Source organism: Streptomyces sp. CA-288835 (assembly GCF_050936385.1).
Taxonomy (GTDB): Bacteria; Actinomycetota; Actinomycetes; order Streptomycetales; family Streptomycetaceae; genus Streptomyces.
The window spans coordinates 6408582-6426714 of the sequence record NZ_JBNJMW010000001.1; the positions used below are offsets into that span (position 1 = coordinate 6408582).

14 protein-coding genes and 1 tRNA gene are annotated in these 18133 nt (G+C 69.8%); 13 read left to right on the plus strand and 2 right to left on the minus strand.

Going from position 1 to position 18133, the window contains the following annotated elements; genetic code table 11:
• Positions 1 to 208: 208 nt before the first annotated feature.
• Together ACQEVY_RS29240 and ACQEVY_RS29245 are read left to right on the plus strand one after the other, a co-directional pair.
• Positions 209 to 1642, plus strand: coding sequence for an NAD-dependent malic enzyme (locus ACQEVY_RS29240; protein WP_432952356.1), 1434 nt, complete (start codon positions 209 to 211; stop codon positions 1640 to 1642).
• Between the two features lie 396 nt (positions 1643 to 2038).
• Positions 2039 to 2320 (plus strand): HU family DNA-binding protein, encoded by a 282-nt coding sequence (locus tag ACQEVY_RS29245; protein WP_054220032.1) that lies wholly within the window; start codon positions 2039 to 2041, stop codon positions 2318 to 2320.
• A gap of 164 nt (positions 2321 to 2484) precedes the next feature.
• On the opposite strand, the gene murA is transcribed toward ACQEVY_RS29245, so the two are convergent.
• Positions 2485 to 3831 (minus strand): UDP-N-acetylglucosamine 1-carboxyvinyltransferase, encoded by a 1347-nt coding sequence (gene murA / locus ACQEVY_RS29250; protein ID WP_432952357.1) that lies wholly within the window; start codon positions 3829 to 3831, stop codon positions 2485 to 2487.
• Between the two features lie 290 nt (positions 3832 to 4121).
• Here murA and ACQEVY_RS29255 point away from each other — a divergent pair, with 290 nt between their 5' ends.
• The 10 genes from ACQEVY_RS29255 (at position 4122) to ACQEVY_RS29300 (ending at position 16275) form a co-directional block, all read left to right on the plus strand.
• On the plus strand, positions 4122 to 4694 hold the full coding sequence (locus ACQEVY_RS29255; protein ID WP_328771241.1) for a YqgE/AlgH family protein: 573 nt from the start codon (positions 4122 to 4124) through the stop codon (positions 4692 to 4694).
• A gap of 29 nt (positions 4695 to 4723) precedes the next feature.
• Entirely contained in the window at positions 4724 to 5017 is a 294-nt protein-coding gene (locus tag ACQEVY_RS29260; protein WP_165263639.1) for a DUF3039 domain-containing protein, read from the plus strand.
• A 260-nt stretch (positions 5018 to 5277) separates the two neighbouring features.
• The gene (locus ACQEVY_RS29265) at positions 5278 to 6618 is read left to right on the plus strand and encodes an extracellular solute-binding protein (protein WP_432952358.1); all 1341 of its coding nucleotides are present in this window, start codon (positions 5278 to 5280) and stop codon (positions 6616 to 6618) included.
• A gap of 5 nt (positions 6619 to 6623) precedes the next feature.
• The gene (locus tag ACQEVY_RS29270; RefSeq protein WP_432952359.1) at positions 6624 to 7682 is read left to right on the plus strand and encodes a carbohydrate ABC transporter permease; all 1059 of its coding nucleotides are present in this window, start codon (positions 6624 to 6626) and stop codon (positions 7680 to 7682) included.
• Entirely contained in the window at positions 7679 to 8545 is an 867-nt protein-coding gene (locus ACQEVY_RS29275) for a carbohydrate ABC transporter permease (protein WP_432952360.1), read from the plus strand. Before ACQEVY_RS29270 ends, ACQEVY_RS29275 begins: the two co-directional genes overlap by 4 nt.
• Before the next feature lies 1 nt (position 8546).
• A complete protein-coding gene (locus ACQEVY_RS29280; RefSeq protein ID WP_432952361.1) occupies positions 8547 to 10295 on the plus strand; it encodes a beta-N-acetylhexosaminidase in 1749 nt (582 codons plus the stop codon).
• Positions 10296 to 10572: 277 nt separating this feature from the next.
• Positions 10573 to 11466, plus strand: a complete 894-nt coding sequence (locus tag ACQEVY_RS29285; RefSeq protein ID WP_328771245.1) for an FAD binding domain-containing protein — start codon at positions 10573 to 10575, stop codon at positions 11464 to 11466.
• Positions 11463 to 13106, plus strand: a complete 1644-nt coding sequence (locus ACQEVY_RS29290; protein WP_432952363.1) for a 2Fe-2S iron-sulfur cluster-binding protein — start codon at positions 11463 to 11465, stop codon at positions 13104 to 13106. The genes ACQEVY_RS29285 and ACQEVY_RS29290 overlap by 4 nt, the downstream gene beginning before the upstream one ends.
• Positions 13103 to 15415, plus strand: coding sequence for a xanthine dehydrogenase family protein molybdopterin-binding subunit (locus tag ACQEVY_RS29295; protein WP_432952364.1), 2313 nt, complete (start codon positions 13103 to 13105; stop codon positions 15413 to 15415). The genes ACQEVY_RS29290 and ACQEVY_RS29295 overlap by 4 nt, the downstream gene beginning before the upstream one ends.
• A gap of 200 nt (positions 15416 to 15615) precedes the next feature.
• Positions 15616 to 16275: an SUKH-4 family immunity protein gene (locus ACQEVY_RS29300; RefSeq protein ID WP_432952365.1), complete on the plus strand. Its 660-nt coding sequence runs from the start codon at positions 15616 to 15618 to the stop codon at positions 16273 to 16275.
• A gap of 9 nt (positions 16276 to 16284) precedes the next feature.
• Here ACQEVY_RS29300 and ACQEVY_RS29305 read toward each other — a convergent pair.
• A tRNA-Cys gene (locus ACQEVY_RS29305) sits at positions 16285 to 16359 on the minus strand.
• Between the two features lie 229 nt (positions 16360 to 16588).
• Here ACQEVY_RS29305 and ACQEVY_RS29310 point away from each other — a divergent pair.
• Positions 16589 to 18124 (plus strand): MFS transporter, encoded by a 1536-nt coding sequence (locus tag ACQEVY_RS29310; protein WP_432952366.1) that lies wholly within the window; start codon positions 16589 to 16591, stop codon positions 18122 to 18124.
• Positions 18125 to 18133 lie beyond the last annotated feature (9 nt).

The following is an 18133-nucleotide window of genomic DNA, read 5'->3' on the forward strand; positions in this document are numbered from 1 at the left end:
GTTTGTCCGAGAGGGGTCCACGTCACCTAGTGACGTGGACCCCTTCTCTGTGTCCCAAGTGCGCCGGAATCTCCCTGGCACCCCGTGCCACCTGCGCGAACAAAACGTTCGCAACCCAGGGTGGCTACCGTGTACTCCGCGGTAGGTGCGACGATCGGACGGCATACACGCGACACAGCGAACACGGTGAAAGCAGAGGAAGTCGGCCATGGCAACGGCGCCCAGCGTCTCCTACTCGATGACGGTCCGGCTCGAGGTGCCCGCGAGCGGAACCGCCGTCTCGCACCTCACCTCGGCCGTAGAGTCCTCCGGAGGCTCGGTGACCGGCCTCGACGTCACGGCGTCCGGCCACGAGAAGCTCCGTATCGACGTCACCATCGCGGCGACGTCGACCTCGCACGCCGACGAGATCGTCGAGAAGCTGCGCGGCATCGAGGGCATCACGCTCGGCAAGGTCTCCGACCGTACGTTCCTGATGCACCTCGGCGGCAAGATCGAGATGGCGTCCAAGCACCCCATCCGCAACCGTGACGACCTCTCGATGATCTACACGCCGGGTGTGGCCCGCGTCTGCATGGCGATCGCCGAGAACCCCGAGGACGCCCGCCGCCTCACCATCAAGCGCAACTCGGTCGCGGTCGTCACGGACGGTTCGGCGGTGCTCGGCCTCGGCAACATCGGGCCCAAGGCGGCCCTGCCCGTCATGGAGGGCAAGGCGGCCCTCTTCAAACGCTTCGCCGGCATCGACGCCTGGCCGCTGTGCCTGGACACCCAGGACACGGACGCGATCGTCGAGATCGTCAAGGCCATCGCTCCGGGCTTCGCGGGCATCAACCTCGAGGACATCTCCGCTCCGCGCTGCTTCGAGATCGAGGCCCGCCTGCGCGAGGCCCTCGACATCCCCGTCTTCCACGACGACCAGCACGGCACCGCCATCGTCGTACTCGCCGCCCTGACGAACGCGCTGCGCGTCGCGGGCAAGGCGATCGGCGACATCCGAGTCGTCATGTCCGGTGCGGGCGCGGCCGGTACGGCCATCCTCAAGCTGCTGATCGCGGCGGGCGTCAAGCACGCCGTCGTCGCCGACATCCACGGTGTCGTCCACGCGGGCCGCGAGGACCTGAGGCAGGCCGCCCCCGATTCGCCGCTGCGATGGATCGCCGACAACACCAACCCCGAAGGCGTCACGGGCACGTTGAAGGAAGCCGTACGCGGATCCGACGTGTTCATCGGCGTTTCGGCGCCCAATGTGCTGGACGGCGACGACGTGGCGGCGATGGCCGAGGATGCGATCGTCTTCGCGCTCGCGAACCCGGACCCCGAGGTCGACCCGGCGATCGCCCGCCAGACGGCGGCGGTTGTGGCCACGGGCCGCTCCGACTTCCCGAACCAGATCAACAACGTGCTGGTCTTCCCGGGCGTCTTCCGCGGCCTCCTGGACGCCCAGTCCCGCACCGTCAACACGGAGATGATGCTGGCCGCCGCGACCGCCCTCGCAGACGTGGTGACCGAGGACGAGCTCAACCCGAACTACATCATCCCGAGCGTCTTCAACGACAAGGTCGCGGGCGCGGTCGCGGGCGCGGTACGCAACGCGGCGAAGGCGGCGGGCGCGGCGGCCTCGGGCAGCGCGACGGCCTGACGCCGCCCCGGCGGGAACGGTCCGAGTGGCCGCGTCGTACGCTGTGATGGTCGCCACGGCGGCCCGGATACGGCGCGTCGTGGGACATGGTGTCCCTGGCCGCCCCTAGGGTGTCGGCCAGGCTCAGGCCTTGCAGGCCCTGCGATCTGCTGCCGGGAGCAGACGGAGCGTCACCGATTCGAGGGTGTGGCGCTTTTCGTGTGACTCCCAGGGGTGCCGGATTGGCTTTCCCGCCGCAGGTGGGGGCAGGATGCGTCTCTGGGCGCGAGGGTCTGGCTATGGACCCGGGTCCGGGGACCGACCGAGGACCCTGGCAGCATCGGCTCCGCTGGTGCTCATCATGCGGCTCCGCCGCGTGGCACGCCTCAACGGCAAGAAGAACACGGGAGTAACAACATGAACCGCAGTGAGCTGGTGGCCGCGCTGGCCGACCGCGCCGAGGTGACCCGCAAGGACGCCGACGCCGTTCTGGCCGCGTTCGCCGAGACCGTCGGCGAGATCGTCGCCAAGGGCGACGAGAAGGTCACCATCCCCGGCTTCCTGACCTTCGAGCGCACCCACCGTGCCGCTCGCACCGCGCGCAACCCGCAGACCGGCGACCCGATCCAGATCCCCGCCGGCTACAGCGTGAAGGTCTCCGCTGGAAGCAAGCTGAAGGAAGCGGCGAAGGGCCAGTGACCTTGCCGTCTATACCTCGAGGGGTGTAGGGCACGTAGGCAACGCAATGGGGCGGCACCCGGACTCCGGGTGCCGCCCCAACGTTGTTGCGCTTACAGAGGCCTCAAACTCCCCCACTCTCGGCTGCGCTCGAGCGGGGGGACCCCCAGGCCGGGCTGCTTTCCCTAGCCGAGCGCTTTACCGGGCAGCTCGACCTTCGCGCCCAGGTCTCCGAGCTTCTCCATGAAGTTCTCGTAGCCGCGGTTGATCAGGTCGATGCCGTGGACCCGGGACGTGCCCTGGGCGGCCAGCGCGGCGATGAGGTACGAGAAGCCGCCGCGGAGGTCGGGGATGACCAGGTCGGCGCCCTGGAGCTTGGTCGGGCCCGAGACGACCGCGGAGTGCAGGAAGTTGCGCTGGCCGAAGCGGCAGTGGGAGCCGCCGAGGCACTCGCGGTAGAGCTGGATGTGCGCGCCCATCTGGTTCAGGGCGGAGGTGAAGCCGAGGCGGGACTCGTACACCGTCTCGTGGACGATCGACAGGCCCGTCGCCTGCGTCAGGGCGACGACGAGCGGCTGCTGCCAGTCGGTCTGGAAGCCGGGCGCCACGTCCGTCTCCAGCGCGATGGACTTCAGCTGGCCGCCGGGGTGCCAGAAGCGGATGCCCTCGTCGTCGATCTCGAAGGCGCCGCCGACCTTCCGGTAGGTGTTCAGGAAGGACATCATCGAGCGCTGCTGGGCGCCGCGGACGTAGATGTTGCCTTCGGTGGCGAGCGCTGCGGAAGCCCAGGAGGCGGCCTCCAGGCGGTCCGGGAGGGCCGCGTGGGTGTAGCCGCCGAGCTTGTCCACGCCCGTGACGCGGATGGTGCGGTCGGTGTCCATCGCGATGATCGCGCCCATTTTCTGCAGTACGCAGATCAGGTCCTCGATCTCCGGCTCCACAGCCGCGTTCGAGAGCTCCGTCACACCTTCCGCCAGGACGGCCGTCAGCAGCACCTGCTCGGTCGCGCCCACGGACGGGTACGGCAGCCGGATCTTGGTACCGCGCAGCCGCTGCGGAGCCTCCAGGTACTGGCCGTCCACCCGCTTCTCGATCGTCGCGCCGAACTGCCGCAGCACCTCGAAGTGGAAGTCGATCGGCCGGCCGCCGATGTCACAGCCGCCCAGGCCCGGGATGAACGCGTGGCCGAGCCGGTGCAGCAGCGGTCCGCAGAACAGGATCGGGATGCGCGAGGAGCCCGCGTGCGCGTCGATGTCCGCGACGTTCGCGCTCTCCACGTGCGACGGGTCCAGGACCAGCTCGCCCGGCTCCTCTCCCGGCCGGACCGTCACCCCATGCAGCTGCAGCAGCCCGCGTACGACACGTACGTCACGGATGTCGGGCACATTGCGCAGCCGGCTCGGAGCACTGCCGAGCAGGGCGGCGACCATCGCCTTCGGTACGAGGTTCTTCGCACCACGGACACGGATCTCACCCTCCAGCGGGGTTCCGCCGTGGACAAGCAGGACGTCGTCTGAACCGTTGACGGTCATGTATCTCGCGTTCCGATGAAGTTGGACAGGGGCAGGTTCACAGGGGCAAGTTCGCTGGGCGGCCGTGAACCGGAGCAGCAAGCGTAATGGGCGCCTACCCCGGTATCGGTAGCCCAAGTACGGCTCAGCTCCGTCATAGCTTTGCCACAACACGAACGGTTCTCCGGCGGGTACACGGGGTCACTGCCCGGGGCGTGCGCTCCGCCTGCTTCTGTGAGCCCTGAGCTGCATTCACCGCCGCATTGGCAATGCCTCCCCTCCCAGGGGGAAGATGCGGGATCATGTCAGGCATGACCGAGGTGTCCTCGCTCACAGGGCGGCTGCTCGTGGCCACTCCCGCCCTGGCGGACCCGAACTTCGACCGCGCTGTGGTGCTGCTCCTCGACCACGACGAGGAGGGTTCCCTGGGTGTCGTCCTCAACCGCCCCACCCCGGTGGACGTCGGCGACATCCTCGAGGGCTGGGCGGACCTCGCCGGGGAGCCCGGAGTCGTCTTCCAGGGCGGCCCGGTCTCGCTCGACTCGGCGCTCGGCGTCGCGGTCATCCCCGGCGGCTCCCTGGGGGAGCGCGCACCGCTCGGCTGGCGCCGGGTGCACGGCGCGATCGGGCTCGTGGACCTGGAGGCCCCGCCGGAACTGCTCGCCTCGGCCGTCGGCAGCCTGCGGATCTTCGCCGGGTACGCCGGCTGGGGCCCGGGCCAGTTGGAGGACGAACTGACCGAGGGCGCCTGGTACGTCGTCGAGTCCGAGCCCGGCGACGTCTCCTCCCCGTCTCCCGAACGACTGTGGCGCGAGGTGCTCCGCCGGCAGCGCAACGAGCTGGCGATGGTGGCGACGTACCCGGACGACCCTTCGCTCAACTGATGCCTGTGAGCTTCAGTACCCTTGCAGTCATGAGCACTCTTGAGCCTGAGACCCAGCCTCAGCGCGGGACTGGTACGGGGACCCTGGTCGAGCCGGCGCCGCAGACCTCGCACGGTGACGGTGACCATGAGCGCTTCGCCCATTACGTCCAGAAGGACAAGATCATGGCGAGCGCGCTGGACGGCACGCCTGTTGTCGCGCTCTGCGGCAAGGTGTGGGTCCCGGGCCGCGATCCGAAGAAGTATCCCGTGTGTCCCATGTGCAAGGAGATCTACGAGTCCATGGGCTCCGGCGGAGACCAGGGCAAGGGCGGCGACAAGTAACGCCCGCTTTCCCTTAGGCAGGCCGCGGTACGTCGTGTAGTGCGGCATGCCCAACGAGGCCGCGGTACCCCAATGCGGGGTGCCGCGGCCTCGTCGTGTGTCCAGGGCCGTTGCACAGGGCGCTTTCGGCGGTCACAGAGTGGTAGAGACCTTTGGGTTGGTCTTGTTTGCATGTCCATGAACTTCTAGCCTCCGTCGTGTTGTGCAGAGTGAAACAAGCATTGCGCATGTTGCAACACTCGCCCTTTCGGAGGAAACCGATGAAGTTCCCCGTCAGACTCCCGGCCAGATTCCCTGCCCGCCGTTCCGCCCGAACAGCCGCCCCCATAGCCGCACTTGTCGTCGCCGCTCTCACCGCGACCGCCTGTGCCCCTCAGTCCTCCGACAGTTCCGGCGGCAAGGACGAGAAGAGCGGGACGCTGCGCGTGTGGCTCTTCCAGGAGGTCAACACCGGGCCGAAGCAGAAGGTCGTCGACGCCACCGTGGACGCCTTTGAGAAGGCCCATGAGGGCACGAAGGTCGACGTCGAGTACATACCGGTCGAGACCCGCGCCCAGCGGATCAAGGCCGCCTTCAATGATCCCAAGAGCGCGCCGGACCTCATGGAGTACGGCAACACCGACACCGCCGGATACGTCAAGGACGGTGGACTCGCGGACATCACCGAGGAGTTCGGGGACTGGAGCGAGGCCAAGGACACCGACCCGACGGCCAAGCAGTCCGTGACGGTCGACGGGAAGATCTACGGCGCCCCGTTCTTCGTCGGCGTCCGCGCTCTGTACTACCGCACCGACATCTTCAAGGAGCTGGGCCTCGAAGTCCCCAAGACGCAGAGCGAGTTGATCGCCACCGCGAAGGAGATCCGGCAGGCGAAACCCGATCTGTACGGGCTCGCGGTCGGCGGCGCGTCCACGTACGCCGCGATGCCGTTCATCTGGTCCAACGGCGGCGAGATCGCCGAGGGCAAGGGCGGTTCGTACGCAGCGACGATCGACAGCGCGGCGGCCCAGAAGGGCATCAAGGCGTACACCTCGCTCTTCGGCGACGACAACTGTCCGGCCGCCAAGTGCGCGAGCATGGGCGGCAACGACACCGTCACGGCCTTCGCCTCCGGCAAGGCGGGCATGGCGATCGGCGGTGACTTCAACCACCAGGCGGTCGAGGCCGGGAAGGTCAAGGGCAAGTACGCCGTCGTACCGCTGCCGGGTCTGAAGGCGGGCGAGATCGCGCCGGCCTTCGCGGGCGGCAACAACATCGGCGTACTGAAGAGCACTTCGCACCGTACGCTCGCCGTCGACCTGATGAGGCAGCTCGCGTCGAAGAAGACGCAGGGTGAGCTGTTCGACGCGATGGGATTCCTGCCGACGTACTCGGATGTGCGCGCGGACGTCGCGAAGAAGGAGCCGTTCGTCGAGCCCTTCGTGAAGACGCTCGGCGCCGGCACCAAGTTCGTACCCGCCTCGCCGGCCTGGGCGCAGATCGACGCCTCGCTCGTCCTGCCGACGATGTTCCAGGAGGTCATCAGCGGCAAGAAGGACGTGGCGGCGGCTTCTGAGGACGCGACGAAGAAGATGAACGACGCGTTCAGCTCCGCGGGGTGAAGCGCATGACGAAAGACCCGCTCCCGGGCCCTCCGCCGCCGGGCCACGGCTCAGCGGCCGGGGGTGCGGCGCGCGGTGGCGTGGGGGTGGCCCGTAAGTCTCCGGTCGGCGGGGCTTCGGTCCCGGCCCGGCGGGTGGCGGGGAGCCCGGCGCGCGGTGGTGGCCGGCCGGGGCGCACGTGGCGGCGCGGGAGCGGTGGATGGACGCCGTGGCTCTATCTCGCGCCCGCCCTCGTCGTCCTCGGCGGGCTGCTGGTCTACCCCGTCTACCAGCTCGGGCTGATCTCGTTCCTCGAGTACACGCAGGCCCAGGTCAGCGGTGGGGAACCGACGACCTTCCAGGGGTTCGGGAACTACGCGACGCTCTTCGCGGACGATCAGTTCTGGCAAGTGCTGCTCGCGACCATGGTGTTCGCGGCGGCCTGCGTCGTGTCGACGCTCGCCGTCGGCTGCGCGCTCGCCGTGCTGCTGACGCGCGTACGGGCCGTGCCGCGGCTCGCCCTGATGCTGGCCGCGCTCGGCGCCTGGGCCACGCCCGCGGTCACCGGCTCGACCGTGTGGCTGCTCCTGTTCGACCCCGATTTCGGGCCGGTCAACCGCATGCTGGGTCTCGGCGACCACTCGTGGACGTACGACCGCTACAGCGCCTTCGCCCTCGTGCTCCTCGAAGTCGTCTGGTGCTCCTTCCCGTTCGTGATGGTCACGGTGTACGCGGGCATCCGCGCCGTCCCGGAAGAGGTGCTGGAGGCGGCCGCCTTGGACGGTGCCTCGCAGTGGCGCATCTGGCGCTCGGTGCTCGCGCCGATGCTCCGGCCGATCCTCGTGGTCGTCACCATCCAGTCCGTCATCTGGGACTTCAAGGTCTTCACCCAGATCTACGTCATGACGAACGGCGGCGGTATCGCCGGACAGAACCTCGTGCTGAACGTGTACGCGTACCAGAAGGCGTTCGCCTCCTCGCAGTACAGCCTCGGCTCGGCGATCGGAGTGGTGATGCTGCTGATTCTCCTGGCGGTCACACTCGTCTATCTGCGGCTGCTGCGCAGGCAAGGGGAGGAGCTGTGAGTTCCTTGAGTTCGTCGCGTTTTCCCGTACGGTTCCGGGTGCGCCGGCCCTGGCGGCTGGCCGCGGAGGCGTCGGCTCTGCTGATCGCCGCCGTGGTCGCGTTCCCCCTCTACTGGATGGTGCTGAGCGCCTTCAAACCGGCCGGCGAGATCGAGTCGACCGAGCCCCGTCCCTGGACGCTCACCCCGTCCCTGGATTCCTTCCGGCGCGTCTTCGGGCAGCAGGAATTCGGCCGTTACTTCCTCAACAGCCTTACCGTCGCGGTCGCCGTGGTCGTCGCCTCCGCACTCATCGCGTTCCTCGCGGCGACCGCGGTGACACGATTCCGCTTCCGTCTCCGCACGACCTTGCTGATCATGTTCCTCATCGCGCAGATGGTGCCCATCGAGGCGCTGACGATCCCCCTCTTCTTCCTGATGCGGGACTTCGGTCAGCTGAACACACTGGGTTCGCTGGTCCTGCCGCACATCGCGTTCTCCCTGCCGTTCGCCATCTGGATGCTGCGGGGCTTCGTGAAGGCGGTCCCGGAGGCCCTGGAGGAGGCCGCGTACATCGACGGAGCGAGCCGGGCGCGATTCCTGTGGCAGATCCTTTTCCCTCTGGTCTTTCCCGGGCTCGTCGCCACCAGTGTGTTCTCGTTCATCTCGACCTGGAACGACTTCCTGTTCGCCAAGTCCTTCATCATCAGCGACACCTCGCAGTCGACTCTGCCGATGGCCCTCCTCGTCTTCTACAAGCCGGAGGAGCCCGACTGGGGCGGCGTCATGGCAGCGTCCACGGTGATGACGATTCCGGTGCTGGTCTTCTTCGTACTCGTACAGCGACGGCTGGTCTCCGGACTGGGCGGCGCGGTAAAGGACTGACGTGAGTGAACTGATCCCCGCGCCCCGCAGCCTCGTCGCCGGTCCTGGCGGCGAGGTGCGGCTGACGGCGCACTCCCAGCTCTACGCCGACACCGCGACGGAGGGTGTCGGCCACTGGCTGCGCACCGTCCTCCGGGAGGCCACCGGCCTGCCCCTGCACGAGGGGCGGGAACTCGACGACACCAACGGCGACGGCATCGGGCTCCAACTCGACCCCGCACTCGGCCCCGAGGAGTACCGCCTCGTCAGCGACGAATCCGGCGTCCTCGTCGAGGGCGGCAGCGCGGCCGGTGTGTTCTGGGGCGCCCAGTCACTGCGGCAACTCCTCGGCCCCGACGCGTACCGCAGGGCACCGCTCCGGCGCGACCGCGCCTGGGCCGTGCCGTACGTCACGATCGAGGACGCGCCCCGCTTCCGCTGGCGCGGCCTCATGCTCGACGTCTCACGGCACTTCATGCCCAAGGACGGCGTGCTGCGCTATCTCGACCTGATGGCCGCGCACAAGCTGAACGTCTTCCACTTCCACCTCACCGACGACCAGGGCTGGCGCATCGAGATCAAGCGTCACCCGAAGCTCACGGAGGTCGGCTCCTGGCGGGCGCGTACGAAATTCGGCCATCGTGCCTCGCCCTTCTGGGAGGAGAAGCCGCACGGCGGCTACTACACGCAGGACGACATCCGCGAGATCGTCGCGTACGCCGCCGAGCGGCATATCTCCGTCGTCCCCGAGATCGACATCCCGGGCCACTCGCAGGCCGCCATCGCCGCGTATCCGGAACTCGGCAACACCGACGTCATCGACACGACCTCCCTCTCCGTCTGGGACAACTGGGGCATCTCCTTGAACGTACTCGCCCCCACTGACAACACCCTCCGGTTCTACGAGGAGGTCTTCGAGGAGGTCCTGGAGCTGTTCCCCTCGGAGTTCATCCACGTCGGCGGCGACGAGTGCGCCAAGGAACAGTGGAAGCAGTCGCCGACGGTGCAGGCGCGAATCAGGGAGCTGGGGCTCGCGGACGAGGACGAGTTGCAGTCGTGGTTCATCCGTCACTTCGACAACTGGCTGACCGCGCGCGGGCGTCGTCTGATCGGCTGGGACGAGATCCTGGAAGGCGGGAGTCGAGCCGAAGGGCGCGCCCCTGTCGAAAGCGACGAGGAGGAGGGAGCGAAGCGACCGCTCGACGAGGAGTGTCGACAGGGGATCAGAGCGCCCGGAGGCGAGACGACAAAATTGGGCCTTGCGCCGGGGGCTGCCGTTTCGTCATGGCGTGGCTATCAAGGGGGTATTACGGCCGCACGGGCGGGCCACGACGTCGTCATGTGCCCGGAGCAGCAGGTGTACTTGGACCACCGCCAGGACGGCGGCGCCGACGAACCGGTGCCCATCGGCTACGTACGCACCCTTGAGGACATCTACCGCTTCGAGCCCGTTCCACCGCAGTTGACCCCTGATCAGGCACGGCATGTCCTCGGCACGCAGGCCAACGTGTGGACCGAGGTGATGGAGGACCACGCGCGCGTGGACTATCAGACGTTCCCTCGGCTCGCGGCCTTCGCCGAGGTCGCGTGGAGTGCGCTGCCCGCTCCCGCGAAACGGGACTTCGCGGGCTTCGAGCAGCGGATGACCGCCCACTACAAGCGACTTGACGCCCTGGGAGTGGCCTATCGCCCGCCCACGGGTCCCCTGCCCTGGCAGCGGCGACCGGGGGTGCTCGGACGCCCGATCGAGGGGGCGCCCCCAAACGTGTGAGCCGGCTCTCAAGGGGGTGCCGCGAACCGGCCGCCCTGGAACGGTGGCACCCGGGCGAAAGGCACCCAAGGCTCTGTGAAGTCCGCCAATTCGCCCTGACCGGTGATGTCGTGCGAAAACGGACCAACCCGCTAGTTGCGGGTGCGAAAGCCTCCTAGCGGACCCCCGCATCGTGCACTGGGGAAGATGTGCCAGAGTTGCCACGTCCGCCCTGTCAGCACGTACCGTACGGCAACACAGGTGGGACCAGGTGGGACAGCGGGAAGGGGCAGCCGGTTTGACCACGCACGCACCGCAGGCGGCGCAGACCGTGACGCTGCCCGCGTCTCTGGACGAGGCCGTGGCGGCGCTCGCCGCCACGCCGGCGGCCGTTCCGGTGGCCGGCGGCACGGACCTCATGACCTCCGTCAATTCCGGGCATATGCGGCCTGCCGCACTCGTCGGCCTCGGCCGGATCAGCGAGATCCGCGGCTGGCAGTACCAGGACGGCCACGCGCTGCTCGGCGCGGGACTCACGCATGCCCGCATGGGCCGCCCCGACTTCGCGGCCCTCATCCCGGCGCTCGCGGCCGCCGCGAGAGCCGCGGGCCCGCCGCAGATCCGTAACGCGGGCACCCTGGGCGGCAACATCGCCTCGGCCGCCCCTACGGGAGACGCGCTTCCGGTACTGGCCGCCCTGGAGGCCACGTTGATCATCGCGGGCCAGGGTGGCGCCCGCCGTGAGATCCCCGTCTCGCATCTGCTCGCCGGGGTGGAGATGCTGCGCGCCGGCGAACTCATCGGGTACGTGCGCGTGCCGCTGCTGCACGCCCCACAGGTCTTCCTGAAGGCGACCGGACGGACGGGACCCGGACGCGCTTTGGCGTCCGTGGCGCTCGTCCTCGACCCCGCCCGGCGCGGAGTGCGGTGCGCCGTCGGCGCCATAGCGCCCATGCCGCTGCGGCCCCTGGAGGCCGAGCAGTGGGTCGCCTCGCTGATCGACTGGGACAACAACCGGGCGATCGTGCCGGAAGCGCGGGACGCCTTCGGGGAGTACGTCGCGGCGGCCTGCATCCCCGACCCGGCCCCCGCGGAGGACGGCTCCGTGGAGCAACTGCCACCCGCTGTACTGCACCTGCGGCGCACCGTCGCCGCGCTGGCCCGACGAGCACTGGGGAGGGCACTTTCGTGACCGACGACCAGCACGAAGAGGGCACGCCCCGGCCGGGCAGCCGCTGGGATCCGCTGCCCCAGGGGGACTACGACGACGGCGCCACCGCCTTCGTCCAGCTCCCCGAAGGGGGCATCGACGCACTCCGGTCCGACTCCCCGCTCGCCGCACCCGGCCATGGCTACGTACCGCCGCACATCGAGTCCGAGGAGGGGCAGCCGCAGCAGCCGCAGGAAGTGCGGTGGCCGGATCCGAACGCACAGCGCGACGAACAGCCGCAGCAGCCCACTTACGACGGTTTCTCGTACCGCCCCGGGGCCACCGGCCAGTGGACCTTCGAGGAGCCCGCAGCGCCCGCACAGGACGGCCCGAGCGCTCCCGGACACGACGTGACCGGAGAGTGGTCCATCCCCGTCGCCGACGGTGATCTGCCCGACGAGTCCGGCGAGTACTCGACCTCGGCCCTGGTCGAGCAGTGGGGCGGCAGCCCTCCGGCGACGTTGCCCGGCGGTGCGGCGGCGCCTTGGTCGCAGGATTCCTGGGCGCAGCCCGAGCAGCACGTGTCTGAGCCGCAGGCCGCCGAGCACCTCTTCGCATCGGACGAGGACGTCCGCCACGCCGAGAGTTCCGCGGCCTCCCGCGCGGCCGAGGCCGCCGAGATCATCGACGTCTCGGGGCAGCACGCCGACGAAATCGCCGTCTCCGTAGAGGGCCATTCACAGGAGAGCGCCTCTTCGGAGAGCGTCTCCGTGGAGCGCGAAGAGCCAGTGGAGGAGTCGCCCGAGTACGGCACTCCGGAGCACGACACTCAGGGGCACGGCACCACTCCGGAGCACGGCACTCCTGAGCACGATTCTTCGGAGCACGGTTCTCAGGAGTACGCCGACGAACCGGGCGCCGAGTCCGAAACGGTGCCCCAGGAGGCGCCTGACGAATCAGAACATTCTCCGGAGTCCGCTGACGGCGCGGGCACTCCTGAAGGCAGCGCCGAGGAATCCGAGGACGGCGACACCCCGAGTGCGCTTGCGCACGACGAGATGCACCCCCTGTCCTCGTACGTGCTGCGGGTCAACGGCGTCGACCGGCCCGTGACGGCCGCCTGGATCGGCGAATCGCTCCTCTACGTGCTGCGTGAGCGGCTCGGACTCGCCGGCGCCAAGGACGGCTGCTCGCAGGGTGAGTGCGGGGCCTGCAACGTGCAGGTCGACGGCCGGCTCGTGGCGTCCTGCTTGGTGCCCGCCGTGACCACGGCGGGCAGCGAGGTGCGCACGGTCGAGGGCCTGGCCGCCGCCGGGCAGCCCTCGGACGTACAGCGGGCCCTCGCCAAGTGCGGCGCCGTGCAGTGCGGTTTCTGCATCCCTGGGATGGCGATGACCGTGCACGACCTCCTGGAGGGCAATCCGGCGCCCAGCGAACTGGAGACCCGCAAGGCGCTGAGCGGCAACCTGTGCCGCTGCTCCGGCTACCGCGGCGTCCTCGACGCCGTGCGCGAAGTCGTCGCCGAACGCGAGGCGCACGCGTCCGCCGAAGCCGCCCAGGACGCCGAAGAGGCCCGTATCCCGCACCAGGCGGGCCCCGGCGGGGGTAGCGTCGACCCATCGGCGTACGAGGCGTCCGCGCCGCGTCAGCAGCCCTACGGTCAGGACGGAGGCCAGGCGTGAGCAACGAAACCGCCACCACGACCACCGTGGAGGCCGCTCCCGCTCAGGACCCCGAGCCGCAGCACGGCCTGGGCGCGTCCCTGCCGTCCGTGGAGGCCTGCGCCAAGACGGAGGGCACGTTCCCGTACGCGGCCGACCTGTGGGCCGAGGGCCTGCTGTGGGCCGCCGTGCTGCGCTCCCCGCACCCGCACGCGCGCATCGTCTCCATCGACACCTCCCACGCGCTCCAGATGGTCGGCGTACGGGCCGTCGTCACGCACGAGGACGTACCGGGCAGCGCGTTGTACGGCCGCGGTACGGCCGACCGCCCGGTGTTCGCCTCCGAGGTCGTACGCCACCACGGGGAGCCCATCGCGGCCGTCGCCGCCGACCACCCGGACACCGCGCGGATGGCCGCCGCCGCCGTCATCGTCGAGTACGAAGTACTCGACCCGGTGACCGACCCCGAGCAGGCCTTCGAAGCCGAACCCCTGCACCCCGACGGCAACCTGATCCGCCACATCCCGCTGCGGCACGGCGACTCAGAGGCGGCCGGCGAGATCGTCGTCGAAGGCCTGTACCGCATCGGCCGCCAGGACCCGGCCCCGATCGGCGCCGAGGCCGGCCTCGCCGTGCCCCGCCCCGACGGCGGCGTCGAGCTCTACCTGGCGTCCACCGACCCGCACGCCGACCGCGACACCGCCGCCGCCTGCTTCGGCCTCGAACCGGAGCGCGTGAAGGTCGTCGTCACCGGCGTGCCCGGCGCCACCGCCGACCGCGAGGACCAGGGCTTCCAGCTCCCCCTGGGGCTGCTCGCCCTGAAGACCGGGTGTCCGGTCAAACTCGCGGCGACGCGCGAAGAATCCTTCCTCGGACACGTCCACCGCCATCCCACCCTCCTGCGCTACCGCCACCACGCGGACGCCGAGGGCAGGCTGGTGAAGGTCGAGGCGCAGATCCTGCTCGACGCGGGCGCGTACGCGGACACCTCGTCCGAAGCCCTGGCCGCCGCGGTCTCCTTCGCCTGCGGCCCGTACATCGTCCCGAACGCCTTCATCGAGGGCTGGGCCGTACGCACCAACAACCCGCCCTCCGGGCATGTGCGCGGCGAGGGCGCCATGCAGGTCTGCGCCGCCTACGAGGCGCAGATGGACAAGCTCGCGAAGAGACTGGGCATGGACCCGGCCGAGCTGCGCATGCGCAATGTGATGTCTACAGGGGACGTACTTCCCACCGGCCAGTCGATGACCTGCCCGGCCCCTGTGGCCGAACTCCTCCAGGCCGTACGGGACTTCCCGCTGCCCGCCCTCCCCAAGGACACCCCCGAGGAGGACTGGCTGCTGCCGGGCGGCCCCGAGGGCGCGGGTGAACCGGGCGCGGTGCGGCGCGGTGTCGGCTACGGCCTGGGCATGGTCCACATGCTCGGCGCCGAGGGCGCGGACGAGGTCTCGACGGCCACCGTGAAGGTCCACGACGGCGTCGCCACAGTGCTCTGCGCGGCCGTGGAGACCGGCCAGGGCTTCACCACGCTGGCCCGGCAGATCGTCCAGGAGACCCTCGGCATCGAAGAGGTGCACGTCGCCTCCGTAGACACCGATCAGCCTCCGGCGGGGCCGGGCTGCCGCGGCCGCCACACCTGGGTCTCCGGCGGCGCGGTCGAACGGGCCGCGAAGATGGTCCGTACGCAACTTCTGCAGCCCCTTGCGCACAAGTTCGGGATGTCCACGGAGCTGCTCCAGATCACCGACGGCAAGATCACCTCGTACGACGGCGTGCTGTCGACCACCGTCACGGAGGCCCTGGACGGCAAGGAACTGTGGGCCACCGCCCAGTGCCGCCCGCACCCCACCGAGCCACTGGACGAAGCCGGCCAGGGCGACGCCTTCGTGGGCATGGCCTTCTGCGCGATCCGCGCGGTCGTCGACGTGGACATCGAGCTGGGCTCCGTACGCGTCGTCGAACTGGCGCTCGCCCAGGACGTCGGGCGCATCCTGAACCCCGCCCAGCTCAGGGCCCGTATCGAAGCCGGCGTCACCCAGGGCGTGGGCGCCGCCCTCACCGAGAACCTGCGCACCGCACGCGGCCTGGTCCGCCACCCCGACCTCACCGGCTACGCCCTGCCCACCGCCCTCGACACCCCCGACATCCGCATCGTGAAACTCCTCGAGGAACGCGACGTGGTCGCCCCCTTCGGAGCGAAGTCGGCCAGCGCGGTACCGGTGGTGACCACCCCGGCGGCCATCGCCTCCGCCGTGCGAGCGGCGACGGGGCGTCCGGTGAACCGACTGCCGATCCGGCCCCAGGCGGCCGTTGTGACGACGGGGCAGTGACGGCCTGCGGCTGTTGATGGTCTGAGGCTGTTGACGGTTTGTGGCTGGTGTCGCGATGGGCGCCGGAAGCCTTGTGGCGCTTGGGTTCTGGGGCGTTGTCAGTGGGGCGGCGTATGGTTTTCGATCAGTGGGGAGCGGCTGCTGGGACGGGGCTGGGGCCTGCTGGGGATGGACTGTGCGATCACATGTACGGGGGAGCCATGAGGACGATTGACGCCGGTACGGGGGCTTGCGCGTTGGCCGACGACGAGCGCGGAGGCGGCGCGGGGCGTCGGCTGGGGGTGGCGGCCGGCGCGACGGCTGTTCGGGGCGAGGTGGCGGCGTACTGGCGCATGACCGCGCTGGTCCATTCCCTCACCCGGATCGCCGACCCGGGCACGGGACTCCGGCTCCAGCTGCCGACGAGGCTGCTCGACGAGGAGTTCGGCGTCGGCGGGATCATGCGCTTCGAGGACGTCGACTTCCCGGCCACGCTCACGCACGAGCCGACTCGCCGGTTCCTCCGGGAGACGGGTCTTCCGGAGGACGGCGTCACATTCCAGCTCGAGATGGACGTGCCGCTGCAGACGCTTGCCGAGCGGTACGCGGCCGAGGAAGTCCCGGCTCCGCACCTTGGGGGCCAACTCCCGGATGCGGCCGAGCGGTTGATCCGCCTCGGTCGTCTCGGTCGCCTTGGTTGTTTCGGCAGCCCGGACCGTCTCGTCGTCGAGGACACCGACCTTCTCGTCGACGGCACCACCGGAGAGCTCCACGAGTGGTCCGCCTCGGACACCGGGCTGCGACCGCTCAACGCCGACATATCCACGCTCGCGTTCACGCTCTGGCTGCTGCGTCGCGCGGAGACGCAGCAGGGGCTGTGATCGGTGGCCTGGAGGCCGTGACCGGATTCGAACCGGTGTAAACCGCTTTGCAGGCGGTCCCCTCAACCACTCGGGCACACGGCCGGGTTGGGAACGATGCGCTTCTTCCGAATCGCTTGTTCCGAACTCGATGTTGTCGACCGTAGGCCGCTGGTGAGGGGAGGCTCAAGCGATCGACGAGGGCTGCAATGGGACTGCCATACCGCGTTCATAAAGCTCAAGAAAGGGGGGCGAGGGCGTACGACCAAGGTCTTAGGCGATCACCACCTAGCGACAGGGGCCAACGGGTGCCGTGCCCCTTACGCTGGCGACCATGACCACCCGGGAACCGAGCGACGCCGACGTCGCGGACACCGCGGCCGAACCAGCCGCACCGCCCGAAGCCACCGCGACCGCCACCACTGGCGCCGATGCCTATGCCGATGCCGAGGACAGCGTGCTCGGCCGCCCCTACCGCGCGCTGAGCATCGGGATCGTGTCCGTTGTGCTGCTGATCGCCTTCGAGGCGACCGCGGTTGGAACCGCGATGCCGGTGGCGGCGCGGGAGCTCGACGGGGTCTCGTTGTACGCGTTCGCGTTCTCGGCGTACTTCACGACAAGCCTGTTCGGGATGGTGCTGGCCGGGCAGTGGTCGGACCGGCACGGGCCGCTGGCGGCGCTGACCGCGGGGATCGGGGCGTTCGCGGCTGGGCTGGCGCTGTCCGGGACGGCGGGGGTGATGTGGCTGTTCATCCTCGGCCGGGCGGTGCAGGGGTTCGGCGGTGGGCTGGTGATCGTGGCGTTGTACGTGGTCGTGGGGCGGGCGTATCCGGAGCACCTGCGGCCGTCGATCATGGCGGCGTTCGCGGCGAGCTGGGTGATCCCGTCCATAGTGGGGCCGCTGGCCGCCGGTTCGGTGACCGAACAGCTCGGCTGGCGCTGGGTGTTCATCGGCATACCGGTCCTGGTGGTGTTCCCGCTGGCGCTCGCCCTGCCGCAGATACGGCGACTGGCGTCCGGCCCGACGGAGGGTGCCGTCGCCGCCCCCTTCGACCGGCGCCGGATCCGGCTGGCGCTGGGGATCTCGCTGGGCGCGGGTCTGCTGCAGTACGCGGCGCAGGCTGTGTCCGATGAACGCGCCCGGTGGCTGTCGGCCGCCCCGGCCGTGGCGGGGACGGCGTTACTGGTGCCCGCGGTGCTGGGGCTGCTGCCGCGCGGGACGTACCGGGCGGCGCGCGGGCTGCCGTCCGTGGTGCTGTTGCGCGGGGTCGCGGCCGGGTCGTTCATCGCGGCGGAGTCCTTCGTACCGCTGATGCTGGTCACGCAGCGGGGGTTGTCGCCGACGCTCGCCGGTTTCTCGCTCGCGGCGGGCGGGGCGACCTGGGCGCTGGGCTCCTTCGTGCAGTCCCGGGCGCGGGTGGAGCCGTACCGGGAAGGGCTGATGGGCCTGGGGATGGTGCTGGTCGCCGCCGCGATCGCCGCCGCTCCGAGCGTCCTGATCGATGCGGTGCCGGTGTGGACGCTGGCGGTGACATGGGCGTTCGGCTGCTTCGGGATGGGCCTGGTGATTTCTTCCACCAGCGTCCTCCTGCTGCACCTCTCCGCCCCGCAGGAGGCCGGCGCCAACTCCGCCGCACTCCAGATATCCGACGGTCTGTCGAACGTCCTTCTGCTGGCAGCGGGCGGGGCAGCATTCGCGGCCCTGGGCGGCGGCACGGTGACACACGCCGCCACGTCGGCCGCTGGCGCGGGCGCACCACCGGCCGCGTTCGCCGCCGTGTTTCTGCCGATGGCGGGGGTGGCGTTGGCGGGGGCTTGGGTGACTACGCGGTTGCGGAGCGGTGATCGTAAACCGGTCGAAACCAGGTGATCGCGAGCT

Coding starts and splice junctions, on each gene's coding strand:
- ACQEVY_RS29300 (WP_432952365.1), top strand. CDS start 15,616: ATGAGGACGATTGACGCCGGTACGGGGGCTTGCGCGTTGGCCGACGAC.
- murA (WP_432952357.1), bottom strand. CDS start 3,831: ATGACCGTCAACGGTTCAGACGACGTCCTGCTTGTCCACGGCGGAACC.
- ACQEVY_RS29255 (WP_328771241.1), top strand. CDS start 4,122: ATGACCGAGGTGTCCTCGCTCACAGGGCGGCTGCTCGTGGCCACTCCC.
- ACQEVY_RS29240 (WP_432952356.1), top strand. CDS start 209: ATGGCAACGGCGCCCAGCGTCTCCTACTCGATGACGGTCCGGCTCGAG.
- ACQEVY_RS29245 (WP_054220032.1), top strand. CDS start 2,039: ATGAACCGCAGTGAGCTGGTGGCCGCGCTGGCCGACCGCGCCGAGGTG.
- ACQEVY_RS29265 (WP_432952358.1), top strand. CDS start 5,278: ATGAAGTTCCCCGTCAGACTCCCGGCCAGATTCCCTGCCCGCCGTTCC.
- ACQEVY_RS29260 (WP_165263639.1), top strand. CDS start 4,724: ATGAGCACTCTTGAGCCTGAGACCCAGCCTCAGCGCGGGACTGGTACG.
- ACQEVY_RS29310 (WP_432952366.1), top strand. CDS start 16,589: ATGACCACCCGGGAACCGAGCGACGCCGACGTCGCGGACACCGCGGCC.
- ACQEVY_RS29270 (WP_432952359.1), top strand. CDS start 6,624: ATGACGAAAGACCCGCTCCCGGGCCCTCCGCCGCCGGGCCACGGCTCA.